This is a genomic window from Paludibacter sp. 221, assembly GCF_010501035.1.
Taxonomy (GTDB): Bacteria; Bacteroidota; Bacteroidia; order Bacteroidales; family Paludibacteraceae; genus QVMH01.
On sequence record NZ_QVMH01000052.1, the window covers coordinates 1 to 17,841 of the forward strand.

Sequence of the window (17,841 nt, forward strand, 5' to 3'; positions counted from 1 at the left end):
AAAGATAGTATTTTACCAAACTTCCACTCCTAACGGAGTGCATATATTTGAATTTCAATACATCAATCAATATGAAGAACTGATAATTAAACCTGTAACTTTTTATTGAATATAATCTCTAATATAAAATAAGGTAATAAGGTTGGTTTACTCTTACTTTGTGTAATTACTAAGGTTTTTCAATAAAGTGCTTGATAAAAGCCTTATTTACAGTCAATAACCTTAGTAACTGATACAGTCAGCCAGTAATAACCTTATTGCCTTGTTTCGGGAGGTAATAATTTGATAGTGGCAAAATTGATTATTTTACTTTGGGGCAGCTCCTTCGGGGAGAGTTATTTAAAATAATTGTATCTTTGTAAAAGAGTGTGCCGTTGATGCAAAGGATTGGGTGTTTGGGTTTTGCTCGCGGGATGAATTATGGCTGTTTTTTCGCGAATAATTTGAACAGGCTCAAAGGCACGATTAATGTAAATCTTAAATTAATACCTTATTAGTAATGAAAAAATTGTTTTTATTCCTGTTGCTTGGTTTATTGGCTTTGCCTATGTGGGGTCAGAACCTGAAGGGACAAAATTATTTGGTAGACGGTGAAGATAAATACCGTTTTTTTATAAAAATACGTCCGGAGGCTGTTATTGATGTTGATGATTCTAAAGTCCGGTCTTTTAGCAAATTGCAATCGGCCGGATTGGATGATGTGCTGACGAGGCTGAATGAATATGAATTTGCCCAGTTGTTTGAGTTTGATAAAAAAGAGCGTACCCTTTTACGTTCGGGAAAAAAAATACGTTCTGTAAATAACAATTTTAATAAGACAGAGTTTGCCGGTTTGTTGCAGATGCAGGGTGCGGAAGATGTGGATAAGTACGAACTGCTTGCTTTGGCCAACGAACTGGAGAAATATGATGTGGTAGAGTATTGCGAGATTTCGCCTGTAACGCCTCCACCCCCTCCGGGAGCTGTATCTGCTCCTGCACTTGCCGAGAGTGTTCTTTCTGCTTCGGCAGTACCTCCTTCTGCTGTAGTTTCACCTTCGGCTACTCCTAATTTTGAGGGGCGGCAATCTTATCTTTTTGGATATAAGAAGAATGATATTCATGGTATTTATGTTGATTATGCATGGAGTCAGGGTATTACAGGTCAGGGTGTGACTATTGCTGATATTGAGTGGGGCTGGGTGTACGAACATGAGGATTTTTTCGGGCAAAACGTTATCGACGGGTTTACCACCACAAACCATGAACAAGATGATCATGGTCTTGCTGTGATGGGAGAGATGTATGCCGCAAAAAACGGATTTGGTGTTACCGGTGCGGTGCATGGTGCCGATGCTTTTTATGGATTTTCGGAAATACCTAAAGGCAGGGAGAAGGCTATTGCTATGGCATTGGAAGTGCTCAAGCCGGGCGATGTGATGGTGTACGAGATGCAAACCGGTAGTCCGGAGCCAGGTAAAGACCGTTATGTCCCTGCCGATTATACAAAAACGGTTTGGGATTTGACTAAAGGTGCTACCGAGGCAGGGATAATAGTGGTAGCGGCAGCAGGCAATGGTAATGTGAATCTGGATGGGACTTTACATGCCGAATACCGTAGCCGTGGCGATAATGGCTCTATTGTTGTGGGTGCGGCTACCATGTCGGCACGCAACCGTTGCGATTTTTCTACTTATGGCTCAATGGTTAAACTCTGTGGTATTGGTAACCTGACTGTTGTTACAACGGGCTATGGTGTTTTGTATAAAAACGGGGATTTGGCTACTTATACACATATGTTTTCGGGAACAAGTTCTTCTACTCCTATCGTTGCTTCGGCAGCGGTTGCGGTGCAGTCCTATGCTAAAAACAAACTGGGGCGTGTACTTTCGCCGAAAGAAATGAGGGATTTGCTTTACGATACCGGAACTGCAGGAGGTGCAGACTGGGGAACTACAGTGCCAAGGCTGCCTAACGTAAAGGCTGCTATTAAGAAACTGGATCCCGATGGGCTTAAAGAGAAATATACCTTGACAGTGGATAACGGTATTGGCGGTGGTTTTTATGCTCCCGGCGAGGAGGTTGTCATTACTCCCTGCTATATACATAGGGATTCTGTTTTTCATCGTTGGGATTTTCTTCAGGGTTCGGCCGAAATACGTGATATGTCGGTTACATCTGCAAAACTTATCATGCCATCGTCGGATGTAAGGGTAGTATCCCGTTATGCTGCCGAAAAAAAATGTACTATGGCTTTGAGCCGGAAGGCTTATATGGTGGGTGAGCAGATTACAATTAATTTTAAAGCAAATGTGGATACGGATCCGGAAATTGAGTTTTTCTTGGTTTCGGATACAGGCAATAAATACCCTTTGGGTAAAAAGAAATTGAGCGATAAGCAATTGACAGCGGTTATTCCGGTAAACCTGATACCTGATACCCCATGTTGGGTAATGGCGGAGTTTACTTATATGAACTGTTTGATATGCAGCATGTCCGACTCATTCGATGTTAGCTCTCAACATCCGTCTTACTATGTAATACCGCGTACCGACTTGAGTATTCATTCGGTAGACAGCGAGCAAAGCGGTGCTACAAATGCGGCCACAAATGCAATTGATGGCAATCCGGAGTCGATATGGCACACTCAATGGACTCCGACCGAAGCGTCGCAGCCACACGAAATTGTTTTGAAATTGAAATCGCCTCTTAACGTGGCAGGGCTTATTTATCTTCCGAGACAGACGGGCGATAATGGCAAAATAACTCAATATGAGATTTATACAAGCACCGACGGGCAGGCGTGGGGTACGGCAATAACATCGGGTACGTGGGATTCGGAGGTGGCCGAAAAAACAGCAATATTCCCAACTTGCCCTGAGGCACAGTATGTAAAGTTGAAATCGCTTTCTTCGGTTGGCGACAAGGGGTTTACCTCTGCGGCTGAAATACTGGTTCTTGGCGAGCAATCCGAAAAAGTACCTGCCTGCGATGTATCGTTGAGCCGTGCGTATTACCGTCCGGGCGAACAGGTTACTGTAAGGTGGACTTCGGGCATGGAAGGTTCGGCTGATATATTTTTGGTGGGTCATGGGATTGACCGAAAACTGGGAAGCGAAAGCCTTCAGACGGGTAAGTTCATTACCTATATCCCTTCGGATTGTGAGTTGGGTAAGGATTATCGTATTGCAGTAGAGTTTACCGGGTCGGGAAATTACAGAAGTGCTTCAGCGGGCTTTGATGTGGTAAGGTATAACAAAAAATATCAGGTGATACCGCGAACCCGCCTGACAGTAGATTCGTTTGATAGCGAATATCCGAACAAAAGCGAAGCTGCTGTGAATGTTATTGATGGGGATGAGTCTACTTACTGGCATACCAACTGGTCGGTGAGTACCGATACGCATCCTCATAATATTGTGCTTAAAGTGGATTCGGTTTACGAATTGAGTGGCCTGATTTATGTGCCACGCCAGATTGGAAGCAACGGACGGATTGCCAAGTACGAAATATATACAAGCCATGATGGTAAGCAATGGCCGGAAAAACCTGTAGCTAAGGGTACATGGACTGATAGCCAGCTTGAAGAGATTGTTTATTTTGAAGATGTGGTGTATGGGCAGTATGTGAAACTGGTAGCATTGTCGGAGGTTAAAGGTCAGAGATATACATCTGTAGGCGAGTTGCTGCTGCTACACGACCATTCGCCTGAGAAAGATATTGAGGATGCAAAGCTAACTATCTCCGATATGGCTTACAAGGGGGTTGATTTTCTTCCGTCGGTGAATGTGGTGTATAAAAGCATCAATTTGAACGAAGGTGTGGACTATAGTCTTAAATTTACTCCTGCAAGCGGAGTATCGAAACCGGGCGACAAGTTGACAATCACACTTGAGGCAAAAGAGCCGTATTCCGGTACGAAAAAGGTAACGGTAGAGGTAGTTGCTGCCCCTCTGACGGTTAAGGCAAAAGATATGTTTAAGTATGCCGGAGAAGAAGACCCTGAATTTGAGGCTACTTACGAGGGGTTTGTAAATGGTGAGGATGAAAGTGTGTTAGGTGGAAAACTTGTATTGAAACGCTCGGCAGGCGAGGTGACAGGACGGCGTTACCTGATTGTTCCTTCGGGAGTAACTTCTACTAATTATCAGATTAAGTTTGTAAATGGTTACTTCTCTATAAAAACCGGTAATGGTTTAGACCTACATTCGGACGATTTGATAATGATTTATCCTAATCCGGCTAAAGATTATATTTATATAGATGGCATTGTTGGCAAAGAGCATGTTGCTATACTGGATGTGTCGGGTGTGTCGGTATCTGAGTTTGACGTGGAAAAGGATGAACTGATAGACCTTAGCCATTTGCCACAAGGATTGTACTTTGTTAAGGTAGGCGGAATGGTGAAAAAATTATTGAAGGAATAATTTGAGAGCTTTGACTCACATAAAAACCCCTCGAAGGAAACATCCTTCGAGGGGTTTTTGTAGGGACTAACTAACTGCTTTGTTAGTTGTATCTTATGGATTAAATGATTAACATAGCGTCGCCGTATACTCCGAATCTGTAGCCTTCTTTTATAGCTACTTCGTAAGCATTCATGATATGGTCGTAGTCGCCAAATGCGGTCGTCATCATAAGCAGGGTGGAGTAGGGCAGGTGGAAATTGGTTATCATCGCATTTGCGATTGTAAAATCGTAAGGAGGGAAAATGAATTTATTTGTCCAACCCTCGTATGCTTTTATTCTTCCTTCGGTGCCGGCTACAGTTTCCAATGCACGCATTACGGTTACGCCTACTGCGCATATACGGCGGTGTTCGGCTTGTTTCTTGTTAACCAGTTCGGCAACTTCGGGCGTGATAACCATTTGTTCCGAATCCATTTTGTGCTTGGTTAAATCCTCTACATCAATTTCACGGAAATTACCCAAACTCATGTGCGATGTGATAAAAGTGGTGTCAATTCCTTTTATCTCCATTCTTTTCATCAGTTCGCGGCTGAAGTGCAAGCCTGCTCCCGGTGCTGATACTGCACCTTCATGTTCAGCAAAAATTGTTTGAAACCTTTCTTCGTCTTCCGGTTCGGGTGGACGGGTTATTGTGCGCGGGAGGGGTGTTTCTCCTAAAACAAACAGGTTTCGTTTGAAGTTTTCGTACGTGCCATCGTATAAGAAACGCAGTGTACGTCCGCGCGATGTAGTATTGTCAATTACCTCTGCCACAACCGAATGGTGTGCCCCGAAATAGAGCTTGTTACCTATCCTTATTTTGCGTGCAGGCTCTACCAATACATCCCACAGGTGCATTTCGCGGTTTAGTTCCCTAAGCAAAAATACTTCGATTTGCGCTCCGGTTTTTTCCTTGTTTCCATACAGGCGTGCGGGGAACACTTTTGTGTTATTCATTATGAATAAGTCACTTTCATCAAAATACTCGATGATGTCTTTGAATATCCGATGTTCTATTTCACCAGTCTTTCTGTTTACCACCATTAAACGCGATTCGTCGCGATGAGGAGCCGGATGTTGTGCAATCAACTCTTCCGGTAACTTAAATTTAAACTGAGATAGTTTCATATTTTGCTTAAATTAATATTTTAATATAAAGGAGAAAGGTTAAAGGTAAAAGTTTAAAGTATAAAATTAAACATTCAATGAATGATATATATTTTTTTGGTTTTTAAGAGAATAAAAATACTTTTTCCTTTTCCCTACTTGCTTTTTTCTGCTTCCTTGTCCAAAAAATCCATCAAATCGTTTACCTGCCAGCATTCGTTCAGGTGTTTTTCGCCTATGCGCGTCCTCGCAAGTGCTGTGAGGTAGGCTCCGCTATTTAGTGCCTTTCCTATGTCGCGTGCCAAAGCACGAATGTATGTTCCTTTGCTGCAAACAACTCTTATTTTCAGTACGGGCAACGAGAAATCCAACACTTCGATTTCGTCAATTACCAGTAGTTTCGGTTTGAGTTCTACGTCTTGCCCCTCGCGGGCATAATTATATGCTCTTTTTCCGTCTACCTTAACGGCTGAATACACAGGTGGCACTTGCCATATTTCGCCTGTAAAACGAGGTATTACCGTATCAATCAGTTCCCTCGTTATATGATTGGTCGGGAAAGTGGCATCTTCCTCGTGTTCCATATCAAACGAAGGCGTTGTAGCTCCAAGTTTCAGTGTCGCTACATACTCTTTGGTCTGATACTGGAAACTTTCTATTTTTTTAGTGGCTTTTCCGGTGCAAAGAATCATTACCCCTGTTGCCAAGGGGTCGAGCGTACCGGCATGTCCAACTTTCAATTTTTTTATGTTGAATGCTTTCTGAATTTTTCCTCTTATCCGGTTTACCACTTTGAATGACGTCCATTCCAGTGGTTTGTCTACATATAGTACCTCTCCTTCAATAAAATCCATTCTCAATTTCTGCCCCTCTTTTTATACTACTGCGTAAACAATAGATATGATACCAATTATAGCGCAATAGATGGCAAAGTAGATTAGTTTTCCTCGTTTTACTAAGTTAATCATAAACTTGCATGCAAAACACCCTGCCGCGAAAGCTCCCAAAAAACCTATAACTAACGGGAATACTCCTACACCCATTGTGACTACGGGCTCTTTTATCATTTTTATAACATCCAAGAGGGTTTCGCCCAATATCGGAACTAATACCATCAGGAACGAGAATTGTGCTACTTTTTCTTTTTTATTGCCCAATAATAAGCCTGTGGCAATGGTTGTTCCCGAACGCGATAAGCCGGGCAAAACGGCAACTGCCTGCGACAGCCCTATGATAAAGGCATCACGGTATGAGATGTTTTCTTTTTGTCTTGGTTTGGCATAATAGGCGAAAGTAAGCAGTAAGGCTGTAACCAGCAGGCAGCAACCTACCAATAGTATTCCTTGCCCGAATAATGCTTCGACTTGGTCTTTGAAGAAAACCCCGACAATGAAAACGGGAATCATCGAGATAATTATTTTCAGTACGTACGATTTTTCATCGTTCCAAACCTTTGTACAAAAGGTTCCTTTGAACAGGAATGAAATTTCTTTCCAAAGAATAACGATGGTACTTAAAACTGTTGCGGCATGTACTACAACTATGAATTGTAAATTGTCGGCAGCCGTTGTATTCAGGTTTAAAAGTTCCTGCGCAATAGTGAGGTGTCCGCTACTGCTTACGGGTAAAAATTCGGTTAACCCTTGAAGTATTCCTAATAATAACGCTTCTAACCAATTCATTCTTTATCCGCTTTTTTGGGTTTGTATAAAATGGCAAATACCATAAATAAAAATCCAAAAAAAGAAATCATTGGACCTATTACAATACGGCGTGTGCTGAATATATCAGGGTTGAATTCGACCTCGGTCGGAGCTCCGATCATTAACAAAAAACCGAATACAATGATGAGAAAGGCAACGCCTATCAGGATAAGGTTTTTTTTGTCTAAATTGAAATATCTGTTTTTTTCCATAAAATAAAGTATTCTCTGAATTTTTTTTATACAAAATACATATCGTTGGTGCTCATCCTTACGTAGCGCCCTACGGCAAAGTAGGATGAAATTCCTGTAAGGATTATTCCTGTAAGGATTATAGCCCCACAAACCAGCCCTGATGTCTGAACGGAAATTACCATTTCGTCGAGTCCGAACTCATAACGGGCATAGTAAAGCAATAAACCTATATATATGATTGCAAGCAATGCCGCTATCAGTCCGTTTCGCATGCTGCGTTTTACGTAGGGTTTGCGGATAAACCATGATTTGGCTCCGACCAGCTTCATCGTGTTGATTAAGAAACGATTGGAGTAAATAGCCAGACGGATTGTATTGTTTATAAGGGCTATTGAAATAAGTAGCAACACCAGTACCAACCCAAGTATAATTATGCTGATTTTGTGGATATTGTTGTTTACCAAGGCTATAACGTCTTTTTGGTAAATAATGCGGCTTACATGGTCAAAGGTTTTGAGTTTTGACTCGATAAGGGCAAGACTGTCGTTGTTTGCATAGGGTGCATTCAGTTTAACCTCGAATGAGGCTAAGAGTGGGTTGTATCCAAGAAAGCTCTGAGGGTCTTCTCCTAATGATGAAACCAAGTCTTCGAGTGCCGATTCTTTCGAGACATACTCCACCGATTTTGTATAGGGTGCTGCTTGCAGATAGCGTTCGATTCTTTTTACGTAATCATCCTTAATGTTATCTTCCAGTATGACGGATATGTTTATGTTTTCTTTCACATGAGTGCTCATCTCATGCGCGGTGAAAAGAATCAGGCACATTAAGCCAATCAGGAACAACACCAGCGATATACTGATGGTGGAGGTAAGATGCATATTCCAAAAACTTTGTTTTTGTTTTTTAGCTCTATTCTTTTTCGACATATTTTTCGAGCAATAATTTTTAATTAACTTTTTTATTTTAACTCAATTATTCTGCTCAGATTTAATCTAATCATAAAAAGAATCAGTAAATAGGGTAAGTACTGAAAAAAAAGTTTTATGCAGAATAGCACCGATAGAGATAGCTTGTTCTTGTTCTGAAATGTTCGTAAAAGAGCAAACTACCCGAAAAATCGAACAAAAGTACATTATTTTTTTGCAATACGTACTAAGATAGCGGTTAAAATTCCCAAAAAATGACCTGTGAAAAAATTCAAAACAATTTCTTAGCCATGTGGCAAGGTGAAAAAGCCATCGATGGTGAAAATGATAAAAAAGTTAATTGGTTTTAACAAATATTCAAAAAAGAAGCAATAAATTTGATTTTTTGAAAAAAAATACAGACCTTTGGTCATACAGAGCTTTGGCGTTATGTAAACACAACCATATCATAACCAAGTAGTTCACCAATCAATATTCATTATGGAAATAGAAAAGACAAAAAACGAAGTTGAAAAAAGAGAAAATGACATTATTTACTCGAAGGCGATAAAAGCCGGAAAAAGAATCTATTATTTAGATGTGAAAAAGAGTAGAAATGATGATTTGTTCGTTGCAATTACAGAAAGTAAAAAAAGGGTTTCTGGGGCGGATGAAAACATGCAGGTTACTTATGAGAAGCATAAGATATTTTTATACAAAGAGGACTTTGATAAATTTATTGATGGCTTAGAAGATGTTATCGGCTATATTAAACGGGGAAATGCCGGAGTTTCACAAGAGGATGACGATTTCTCGGTGGAAGATGAATTTGAGGAAGAAGAATCGCCTGTAGAGGAGAAAACAAGCAGGGGCTTTTTTGATAAATTCAAAAAACAATAGTTTTGACATTTAAGAAAATAAGAAAGACCATCTTCTATATTGAAAATGGTCTTTTTTTGTTTTTGCCTTATTCAAACATATTTCGTATGCGTGAGAAAAAGTTTTTCGATGCCGACGAATTTGGTTTTATATTATCCGATTCGGCCAGCTTTTCCATCATGCTTTTTTCTTCCTTGCTTAAATGTTCGGGGATATAAACGCCTATGTTAACTAAGAGGTCGCCTGTGCCGTAGTGATTTACGCTGGGCAATCCTTTTCCTCTCAGGCGCAGTACTTTGCCCGGTTGTGTGCCGGGGGCGATAGTTACTTTTACCTTGCCATCTACAGTAGGCACTTCGATAGAGTCGCCTAATGTGGCTGTGGGTACCGAAAGTAGCAGATTGTAAACCAAATCGTTCCCATCCCTGATTAACTCCGGATGTGGTTCTTCTTCTATTAATACCAGCAAGTCTCCGTTTACCCCGCCTCGTCTGGCTGCATTCCCTTTTCCGCTTACGCTAAGTTGCATTCCCTCCATTACGCCCGCAGGGATATTTATTGTGATTACCTCCTCGCCTTTAGTAATGCCGTCGCCATTACAGTGCGGGCACTTGTCTTTTATCACAGTGCCGTCGCCACCGCAGGTTGGACATTCGGAGGTGGTTTGCATAGCTCCCAGTATGGTTTGCTGTACTCTTGTTACACGTCCGTTTCCTTTACAGGTATCGCATGTTATGGGCTTTGAGTCTTTTGCGGCTCCTGAGCCTGAACATTCCTCGCAAGGAACGTATTTTTTCACCTTGATTTTTTTCTCAACGCCTTTGGCTACTTCTGCCAATGTGAGTTTTACTTTTACCCGAAGGTCGGAGCCTTTTCTTACGCGTGGGCCTCTGCTGCGTGAGCCGCCAAATCCACCAAACCCTCCGAATCCGCCAATGTCTCCGAAAATATCACCAAAATGGGAGAATATGTCTTCCATAGTCATACCTCCGCCAAATCCTCCTCCGCTGGCTGCACCTCCTACTCCTGCGTGCCCGAACTGGTCGTAGCGTTGTCGTTTTTGTTGGTCGCTCAGCACTTCGTAAGCCTCAGCGGCTTCCTTGAACTTTTCTTCGGCCTCTTTATCACCGGGATTTTTGTCGGGGTGATGCTGGATGGCTTTTTTCCGGTACGCTTTTTTTATTTCCTCGAAAGAGGCGGTTTTTGTAACCTCCAGTACTTCGTAATAATCTCTTTTTGACATTGTCTGATCTCCCAAAACTCAAGGTTCAAAATAAACCTTTTAGTTTTATTCTTCGTATGTAAATTGTGCTCTTATTTATTCCCTTGCAAAAAGGGTGAAATTGCTATGTGTGAAAAGAAAACATTCTTTCGCAGAATGTGCTTGGTATTATTCGCAAACTACTACTTTAGGGTAGCGTATTACTTTGTCGTTCAGGGTATAGCCTTTGGATACACAGTCCATGATTTTTCCTTTCATATCGTCGCTTGGAGCAGGAAAGGTGGTTACAGCTTCGTGTACGTCCATATCAAAAGGCTCATTTTCTGTAGGGATTTCTTTCACCCCGTTTTGCGACAGGAACGAAACGAATTTTTCATAAATCAGTTCAACTCCTTCTTTTACGGCATCAACGTCGGTTGATGTTTCCATTGCTTTGAGCGCGCGTTCAAAATCGTCGACCAACGGTAGCATGCTTACCAAAATGCTTTCGCCTGCTGTTTTAATTAGTTCAGAACGTTCTTTTAGCGACCTTTTCCGGTAATTGTCAAACTCGGCCATCAGGCGCAGGTTTTTGTCATTTAGGTCATCGACTTTACTTTTCAGTTCGTCAATGCTATCGCTTACGGCTTGTTCTGCTTCTGCCGATTCTTTTATTTCTTCTGCGAAATTATCTTCGTTCAAAATTTCTTCCTCGTTGATAAAGTCATTCGTTTCTTTCTTATTCTTCATAATTTAAACTGTTTGGGGTTAGTAAACAAATAGAACGGGTTGATAATCAAAAATGTTTAATTAGTTGAGCTTATACCTATATTGCTTGCTAAACATAAACTGCCCTTTGTAAGCAATTACTTTGCCAAATAGGTGAGCGCTTGTTTCTGGCAGTGGCATTAGTGGCATATTGGCAGAAATTAATGTTGTTTATGACATTTTAAGACAAAATGTACATTTGGTACGAATGTGTTTTATGTCATTTTGAGCAGATGGGTATAATAAACCGAAATTGTTTTTTATCATTATTCGTGTTTCGGTGGCTGTACTCTTGGGTTTAAATTGTTGAACTTGAAATAAAAATGAAAATTTCTTTTTTTTCTTTGCTTTTTTAACAGAAACCTTTACTTTTATGCCCGAAACTAAGAGATTTTTTTAAAACTCAAAAAAACAAATTTTATGTCGATAAATAAGGTTATTTTAGTAGGTAATGTGGGGAGAGATCCCGAAGTACGTTATTTGGACAATAACGTTTCGGTTGCAAATTTTACAGTAGCGACAACAGAAAGAGGTTATACTATGCAAAACGGCACTCAGGTTCCTGAGCGTACCGAGTGGCATAATATCGTAGCGTGGAGAGGATTGGCTGATTTGGCTGAGAAATATATCCGTAAGGGTACTCAGCTTTATGTTGAAGGTAAAATTCAGACCCGCTCGTGGGAAAAAGATGGGATAAAAAGATATACTACTGAAATTTATGCTGACACCATACAGCTGTTGGGTCGCCGGGGCGACCGTCAGGAGGAGCCGCCAACTGCTGCTCCGGCTTCATCGCCGTCTACCGCAGCTCCAAGCAGTACGCCAACGTCGGCTGCTCCACAGGTTGATGATGACCTTCCTTTTTAAGAGAAACGGATAGGTTTGAAAATAGGATAAAACAAGAAACGGAGTTCAAAATGAACTCCGTTTCTTGTTTTATTTCGATAAAAAGGTTTGTTAAACCCTTCTTTCTTTGATTCTTGCTTTTTTACCTGTAAGGTTACGTAAGTAGTACAATTTAGCACGACGTACTTTTCCGTATTTGTTTACAGTGATTTTTTCGATAAAAGGAGAATCCATCGGGAAGATACGCTCAACGCCAATGTTACCCGAGATTTTACGTACTGTGAAACGTTTTTTGTCTCCATGTCCGGCTATTTTAATAACATCGCCGCGGAATTCCTGAATACGTTCTTTGTTACCTTCTTTGATACGATAAGCTACTGTGATAGTATCGCCACTTTTGAATGCAGGAAAGTTATTTTCTACCTGAAACGCTTGTTCTGCAATTTTAATAAAGTCCATTGTAATTCAGTTTTTAATTAAATAATATGCACAATATACACAGACCTCACTTATTCTGTCAGAGATTATGCTGAATCGGAGTGCAAAAGTACATTATTTTTTTTATTCTCCAAAATTCTTTGGCCTATATATTAAATCTTTCTTTTACAGTATTGTAAATAAGCTCCACTGTTTGGTCGACACCCATGAATGATGAATTGATACACAAATCGTACGAACCGGCTACTCCCCATAGTTTGTTTGTGTAATAATTGTAGTAGCTTGAGCGTTTTTTATCTGTTTTTTCGAGCATGTCTTCCGCCTTATCTTCCGGTAGGTCTTTCATACGTTGCAAGATTCTTTTTTTACGGTCTTTAATGTCGGCTGTGATAAATATGTTGATACAGTTAGGGTGTTCACGCAGAATGTAATCGGCGCACCGTCCTACGAATATACATGATTTTTGTGATGCCAGTTCGCGAATGACGTCGCTTTGTATCTTAAAGAGGGTTTCGTTGCTGAGGTAATTGTACGAGAAATCGTCAGGGAAAAAATTGGAGCGTATGCCCAGCAGGTTGCTGAAAATCCCGTGTCCTTTTTTTTCGTCGGCTTCTTCAAAAAACTCCTTGCCCAATCCGCTTTCTTTCGATGCTATATTGATAAGTTCCTTGTCGTAATACGAGAATCCTAATTTTTTAGCAAGTTTTTCGCCTATCAGGCGGCCACCGCTTCCGTACTGCCTGCCTATGTTTATTATAATGTGTTTATCCATTGATGTATATTTTACAAATATAAAAATAATAATTGTTAATCGTTTTGCATAGCTTCTTTTTCTTTTTTCTTAAAGCTCCTGAATTGGTGTGTCAGCATTATCAATGCTACTAAAAAGGCAATGCTGTCGGCAATAGGGAAACTAATCCATACGCCGTTTGTGCCATAAAAATTGGGAAGAATAAGTAAGCAGGGCAACAGGAATATCAACTGGCGGCTCAGTGACATAAAAATAGCTTTGCCTGCCATGCCTATGCTCTGAAAAAAGTTGGAAGTCACCATCTGGAATCCTACTAAAGGATATGCAAGGAAAATGAGCCTTAGCCCATTGGCGGCAAGGTTTACCAACTCTTCGTGCGTTGTAAAGATAGAGGCTACTGTACGGGGGAATAATTCTACTATAATGAATCCGAAAACCAAAATGACAGTTGCCCATAATATGGTTTTTTTTAATATTTCGGTAACTCGTGTGTATTGCTTAGCCCCGAAATTGTATCCGGCTATAGGCTGCATCCCTTGGTTGAGCCCCATTACTATCATAATGAACAGGAAGGCTATCCGGTTTACAATGCCGTATGCTCCTACCGCCAAGTCGCCTCCTGTGCGGATAAGCGCTTGGTTGATAATAATGACGACAAGACATGCGGCTGCATTCATAAAAAACGGAGCAGAGCCGATTGACAGGATGTCTAAAACTATCTTTTTTCGAAGTTTATATATCCCTTTCTTCAGATGGATGAAGTAGTTTTTGTTGCTGAAAAACTTAAACTGCCATGCGAGTACTATCATTTGAGCTATTATTGTAGCATAGGCGGCTCCGCTAATGCCCCAGCCAAACCCGAAAATGAATATTGCGTTCAGTCCGGCATTTATAATAACGGTGGCAATGGTAGCGTACATTGATTTTTCAGGATTGCCGGCCGAGCGTAGCAGCGTATTCAGCCCCATGTACATGTGTGTAAATACGTTGCCATACAGCAGTATTCGCATATAGTCGCGGGCATGTGGCAGAGTATCCGGGCTTGCCCCGAAAAAGTAGAGGATAGGGTCTAAGAATAGTAATATAGCAACAGAAAAGGCAACGCCTATCACAAGGTTAAGCACCAGTACGTTGCCTAAAATGATGTTTCCGGTTTCATAATCCTTTTGTCCGAGGCGGATGGACAAAAGCGTTGCTCCACCTGCACCTACCAATGAGCCGAAAGCAGCCGCAAGGTTCATCAGCGGGAAGCATATGGCTAATGCCGAAAGTGCTAAAGGCCCCACGCCATGCCCGATAAAAATACTGTCGGTGATGTTGTAAAGCGACGATGCAGTCATCGCAATGATGGCGGGAATAGCGTATTGTTTCAGTAATTTACCGATTTTCTCGGTGCCTAACTCCGTAGGCGTAGTTTTAGTTCTCATAATCTTTTTTATACCTATTTTTCGAGTGCAAAAGTACTAAAAAAACAAATCGGTTGTAACCTCCTTGTTTTTATTAAAATATCTTCAAAGAGTTAAACAAGTATGACAAGATTGCTTAAGTTGTTTTTTTTGATAAGATGCGGAATAATAATGTTGTCGCGAAAAAATGCAATGATATGTTTTTTCGGAAATTCTATTTTTTGTATGTTTGCATCTAAAGTCAAAATAAAGTTATGCATCGAATAATTTCTCCATCGGTTTTAGCAGCAGATTTCAGCAATTTGCAAGTTATGTGTGATATGATAAACAAGAGTGAGGCCGAGTGGCTGCATATTGACGTGATGGATGGAGTTTTCGTGCCGAATATTTCATTTGGCTTTCCGGTGATGGAAGCTATCAAAAAGCATTGTATTAAGCCGCTTGATGTGCATATTATGATTGTGCATCCTGAGAAATATGTGAAACGCTTTGCCGAATATGGAGCTTCTACGCTTACTTTTCATTACGAAGCAGCCGAAAATCCCGATGCTGTGATTGAACAGATACGTGCAGAGGGTATGAGTCCGGGCATTACGATAAACCCTGATATCCCGGTAAGTGTGTTGGAGAAATACATTGAAAAAGTGGATTTAGTGCTTTTGATGAGTGTTTTTGCAGGATATGGTGGTCAGAAGTTTATTGAAGAAAGCTACGAACGGTTGGAAGAACTGAAAAAAATGGTTGACCGCTTGAATCCCGCTTGCCGTATCGAAGTGGATGGCGGAATCAATGCGTCGAACGCGGGCAGATTGTTTGATTGTGGCGCGAATGTACTTGTGGCGGGAAGTTCTGTTTTTAATGCCGAAAATCCTCTTAAAGCTATACGAGACCTGATAAATGCATAACTCCTGAAAATGATTTTATGGATTTTTTACAACGGACTCCATTTTTCCGTTTGTTAATTCCTGTTGTTGCCGGTGTTATCCTCTATCGGTTTATCAAACTGCCTGTTTGGGTAACGGGCATTAGCATTGCCCTTTCTATCCTTGTTGTTTTATTCTCTTTTTTGCTTCGCTCTCCCGTGCTGCAATATAAATTGCGGTGGCTGTTTGGTTTCGGGGTCTTTTTGTTTTTCGTAAGCCTTGCTTATTCGTTATGCACATTTCAGGAAGAAAGAAACAGCTTCGACTATCTTGATGAAGAAGGCTGCTTTCTGGTTGAAGTAGTGAAAACTCCGGTGAAAAAATCCCGTTCTTATTTGTGTGAGGTGGAGTTAATGCAATATTCGGATTTGAATATTATCGCGCAGGCTAAAGGAAGGGCTTATGTTTATTTTCAACCGGACGCTGTTGTTCCTAATTTGTCGTACGGCGACCGCTTGTTTATCCGTACTACTTTTTCGGAACCCGAAGAGATTCGGAATCCTGACGGATTCGATTATCCGCTATATCTGAAACGTAAAGGCGTTGGGGCTACGGCTTATGTTACTGCCGGAAATTGGAAAAAGACAGGAGAGAGCCAAAGTGTCCCTGTAATGACGCTTGCGCAAAAATGCCGGGATTATTTGCTTGATGTTTACCGCAAGTTTGGTTTTGAGGGAGATGAATTTGCGGTGTTGTCGGCTCTTACGCTTGGATATACCGACGAACTGGATGCCGATTTGCGTACCGGCTATAGCGCATCGGGTGTTATGCATATTTTAGCGGTAAGTGGTTTGCATATAGGCATCGTTTATGTGGTTTTCTCTTTTTTACTTGGATTTCTGAATAAAGGCAAATGGCAACGGTTGATTAAGACTGTCCTTATTTTACTCCTTTTATGGTCGTACGCTTTTATTACCGGGTTGCCGCCATCGGTTTTTCGTGCTACGCTGATGTTCTCCTTTGTGGCTGTAGGGGCGGCGTTAGGCCGGAAATCTTCCATTTATAACACTATATTCATGTCGGCATTTCTGATGCTGCTGCTAAATCCGAACTTGTTGTTCAATGTAGGGTTTCAGCTTAGCTATTCGGCAGTGTTGAGTATCGTATACTTCCAGCCTAAGGTTTCAGGCTTATTGAATATCCGTAACAGGCCTTTGGGGTGGTTGTGGAATTTGATGGCGGTGTCGGTTGCGGCTCAGATAGGCACATTGCCTATTACGTTGTATTATTTTCAGGTGTTTCCTAATTATTTTCTGTTGTCCAATTTGATAGCTATTCCGGCAGCTTCAATTATACTGTATCTTGCGGTTTTGTTATTTGCTGTGTCGTGGATTCCGTATTTATCAGCTTCTGTAGCGTATTTGCTGAAGCTGGTGCTGAGTGGGTTGAATATCTCGGTTGATTTTATTTATCACTTGCCTTTTTCAGTTTCAAATGTGTCGCTGAACGGCTTACAGGTGTTTTTGGTGTTTCTTGCTATTTTCTCTTTTGCGTATTATTTCCGTTCTAAAAAATATCATGCTATAATAACCGCATTGAGTTGTCTGCTGTTTGTTTTTTCAATCAACCTGTATGTGCGGTGCAATACATTATACTCGAAAAAAGTGATTGTGTATGCTGCCCACCGGAATACGCACGTGAACTTTATTGATGGCAATAATAATTATGTATATACTACCGATTATAACGAGGTATGTAAAATTGCATCATCGTATTGGAATAATAATAAGATAAAAATGCCGCAGAGGATTGAGCAGCAGGCGTTTTGGTTGGATGGTTATGTTGCCTTCGGTGGGTTGCGATTCTTAATTCTCAGGAACGACTTTAGCCGAAATTATCTGCCCGAAAAACCTATCGAGGTTGATTATCTGGTTGTTGGGAATGGAATCAGACCCCGTGCTGAACAACTGCTGGAATGTGTAATTCCACTTAATGTTATTGTAGATAAAACGGTAACTGATTCGTACACAAAGCAATGGAAAAAAGTGTGTGAGGAGCGAAATATAAATTTTCATTCTACGCGATATGATGGCGCATACATCGCTATTTTAGAGTAAATTGATGGGGCAACCGCACCAAAATTACATTTTAATCACCAAATTCATCAGATATTGTTCTTTCGTTTTACAGCCTTCAAGTCCCTCTCTTTGAGAGAGGGATTTAGGGAGAGTTACCGTATCCTCATTTTTATTCTTTTGTCCTCAAGCCGGACGGGCTTTTACTTTTTCCTATAGCTGAAAAAGATACTGTTGTAAAAAACAATTTTTTCAAATAAACAATTTGTTTGTCA

The 17,841-nt window shown here is 40.9% G+C and carries 15 protein-coding genes; 5 read left to right on the forward strand and 10 right to left on the reverse strand.

Features of this window, described 5'->3' with window-relative positions; genetic code table 11:
- Positions 1 to 499 precede the first annotated feature (499 nt).
- On the forward strand, positions 500 to 4,405 hold the full coding sequence (locus D0T49_RS10895; RefSeq protein ID WP_163631313.1) for a discoidin domain-containing protein: 3,906 nt from the start codon (positions 500 to 502) through the stop codon (positions 4,403 to 4,405).
- Between the two features lie 100 nt (positions 4,406 to 4,505).
- Here the strand turns inward: D0T49_RS10895 and queA are convergent, their stop codons facing one another.
- The 5 genes from queA to D0T49_RS10920 form a co-directional block, all read right to left on the reverse strand.
- Positions 4,506 to 5,555 carry a tRNA preQ1(34) S-adenosylmethionine ribosyltransferase-isomerase QueA gene (queA, locus tag D0T49_RS10900; protein WP_163631315.1) on the reverse strand — a complete coding sequence of 350 codons (1,050 nt, stop codon included), beginning with the start codon at positions 5,553 to 5,555 and terminating at the stop codon, positions 4,506 to 4,508.
- Positions 5,556 to 5,689: 134 nt separating this feature from the next.
- Entirely contained in the window at positions 5,690 to 6,388 is a 699-nt protein-coding gene (gene truB / locus D0T49_RS10905) for a tRNA pseudouridine(55) synthase TruB (RefSeq protein ID WP_163631317.1), read from the reverse strand.
- A 21-nt stretch (positions 6,389 to 6,409) separates the two neighbouring features.
- Positions 6,410 to 7,216 (reverse strand): undecaprenyl-diphosphate phosphatase, encoded by an 807-nt coding sequence (locus tag D0T49_RS10910; protein ID WP_163631319.1) that lies wholly within the window; start codon positions 7,214 to 7,216, stop codon positions 6,410 to 6,412.
- Positions 7,213 to 7,449 carry a DUF3098 domain-containing protein gene (locus tag D0T49_RS10915; protein ID WP_163631321.1) on the reverse strand — a complete coding sequence of 79 codons (237 nt, stop codon included), beginning with the start codon at positions 7,447 to 7,449 and terminating at the stop codon, positions 7,213 to 7,215. The genes D0T49_RS10910 and D0T49_RS10915 overlap by 4 nt, the downstream gene beginning before the upstream one ends.
- A gap of 26 nt (positions 7,450 to 7,475) precedes the next feature.
- On the reverse strand, positions 7,476 to 8,360 hold the full coding sequence (locus tag D0T49_RS10920) for an ABC transporter permease (RefSeq protein ID WP_239057059.1): 885 nt from the start codon (positions 8,358 to 8,360) through the stop codon (positions 7,476 to 7,478).
- 480 nt (positions 8,361 to 8,840) lie between these two features.
- Between D0T49_RS10920 and D0T49_RS10925 the strand changes: the two genes are divergently transcribed.
- Positions 8,841 to 9,239, forward strand: a complete 399-nt coding sequence (locus D0T49_RS10925) for a DUF3276 family protein (protein ID WP_163631323.1) — start codon at positions 8,841 to 8,843, stop codon at positions 9,237 to 9,239.
- A 67-nt stretch (positions 9,240 to 9,306) separates the two neighbouring features.
- On the opposite strand, the gene dnaJ is transcribed toward D0T49_RS10925, so the two are convergent.
- Positions 9,307 to 10,461, reverse strand: coding sequence for a molecular chaperone DnaJ (gene dnaJ / locus D0T49_RS10930; protein WP_163631325.1), 1,155 nt, complete (start codon positions 10,459 to 10,461; stop codon positions 9,307 to 9,309).
- Positions 10,462 to 10,608: 147 nt separating this feature from the next.
- The gene (locus D0T49_RS10935) at positions 10,609 to 11,169 is read right to left on the reverse strand and encodes a nucleotide exchange factor GrpE (protein ID WP_163631327.1); all 561 of its coding nucleotides are present in this window, start codon (positions 11,167 to 11,169) and stop codon (positions 10,609 to 10,611) included.
- Positions 11,170 to 11,607: 438 nt separating this feature from the next.
- Between D0T49_RS10935 and D0T49_RS10940 the strand changes: the two genes are divergently transcribed.
- Positions 11,608 to 12,054, forward strand: a complete 447-nt coding sequence (locus tag D0T49_RS10940; RefSeq protein WP_163631329.1) for a single-stranded DNA-binding protein — start codon at positions 11,608 to 11,610, stop codon at positions 12,052 to 12,054.
- Positions 12,055 to 12,144: 90 nt separating this feature from the next.
- On the opposite strand, the gene rplS is transcribed toward D0T49_RS10940, so the two are convergent.
- The 3 genes from rplS to D0T49_RS10955 all read right to left on the reverse strand — a co-directional run bounded on the left by rplS (position 12,145) and on the right by D0T49_RS10955 (position 14,649).
- Complete coding sequence (rplS, locus tag D0T49_RS10945) at positions 12,145 to 12,492, reverse strand: 50S ribosomal protein L19 (RefSeq protein ID WP_163631331.1); 348 nt, start codon at positions 12,490 to 12,492, stop codon at positions 12,145 to 12,147.
- 124 nt (positions 12,493 to 12,616) lie between these two features.
- Positions 12,617 to 13,243 carry an AAA family ATPase gene (locus D0T49_RS10950; protein WP_163631333.1) on the reverse strand — a complete coding sequence of 209 codons (627 nt, stop codon included), beginning with the start codon at positions 13,241 to 13,243 and terminating at the stop codon, positions 12,617 to 12,619.
- Positions 13,244 to 13,278: 35 nt separating this feature from the next.
- Positions 13,279 to 14,649, reverse strand: coding sequence for an MATE family efflux transporter (locus tag D0T49_RS10955; RefSeq protein WP_163631335.1), 1,371 nt, complete (start codon positions 14,647 to 14,649; stop codon positions 13,279 to 13,281).
- A 233-nt stretch (positions 14,650 to 14,882) separates the two neighbouring features.
- On the opposite strand from D0T49_RS10955, the gene rpe reads away from it, so the two are divergent.
- Both rpe and D0T49_RS10965 read left to right on the forward strand, forming a co-directional pair.
- The gene (gene rpe, locus D0T49_RS10960) at positions 14,883 to 15,533 is read left to right on the forward strand and encodes a ribulose-phosphate 3-epimerase (RefSeq protein ID WP_163631337.1); all 651 of its coding nucleotides are present in this window, start codon (positions 14,883 to 14,885) and stop codon (positions 15,531 to 15,533) included.
- A 17-nt stretch (positions 15,534 to 15,550) separates the two neighbouring features.
- Positions 15,551 to 17,608, forward strand: a complete 2,058-nt coding sequence (locus D0T49_RS10965; RefSeq protein ID WP_163631339.1) for a ComEC/Rec2 family competence protein — start codon at positions 15,551 to 15,553, stop codon at positions 17,606 to 17,608.
- Positions 17,609 to 17,841 lie beyond the last annotated feature (233 nt).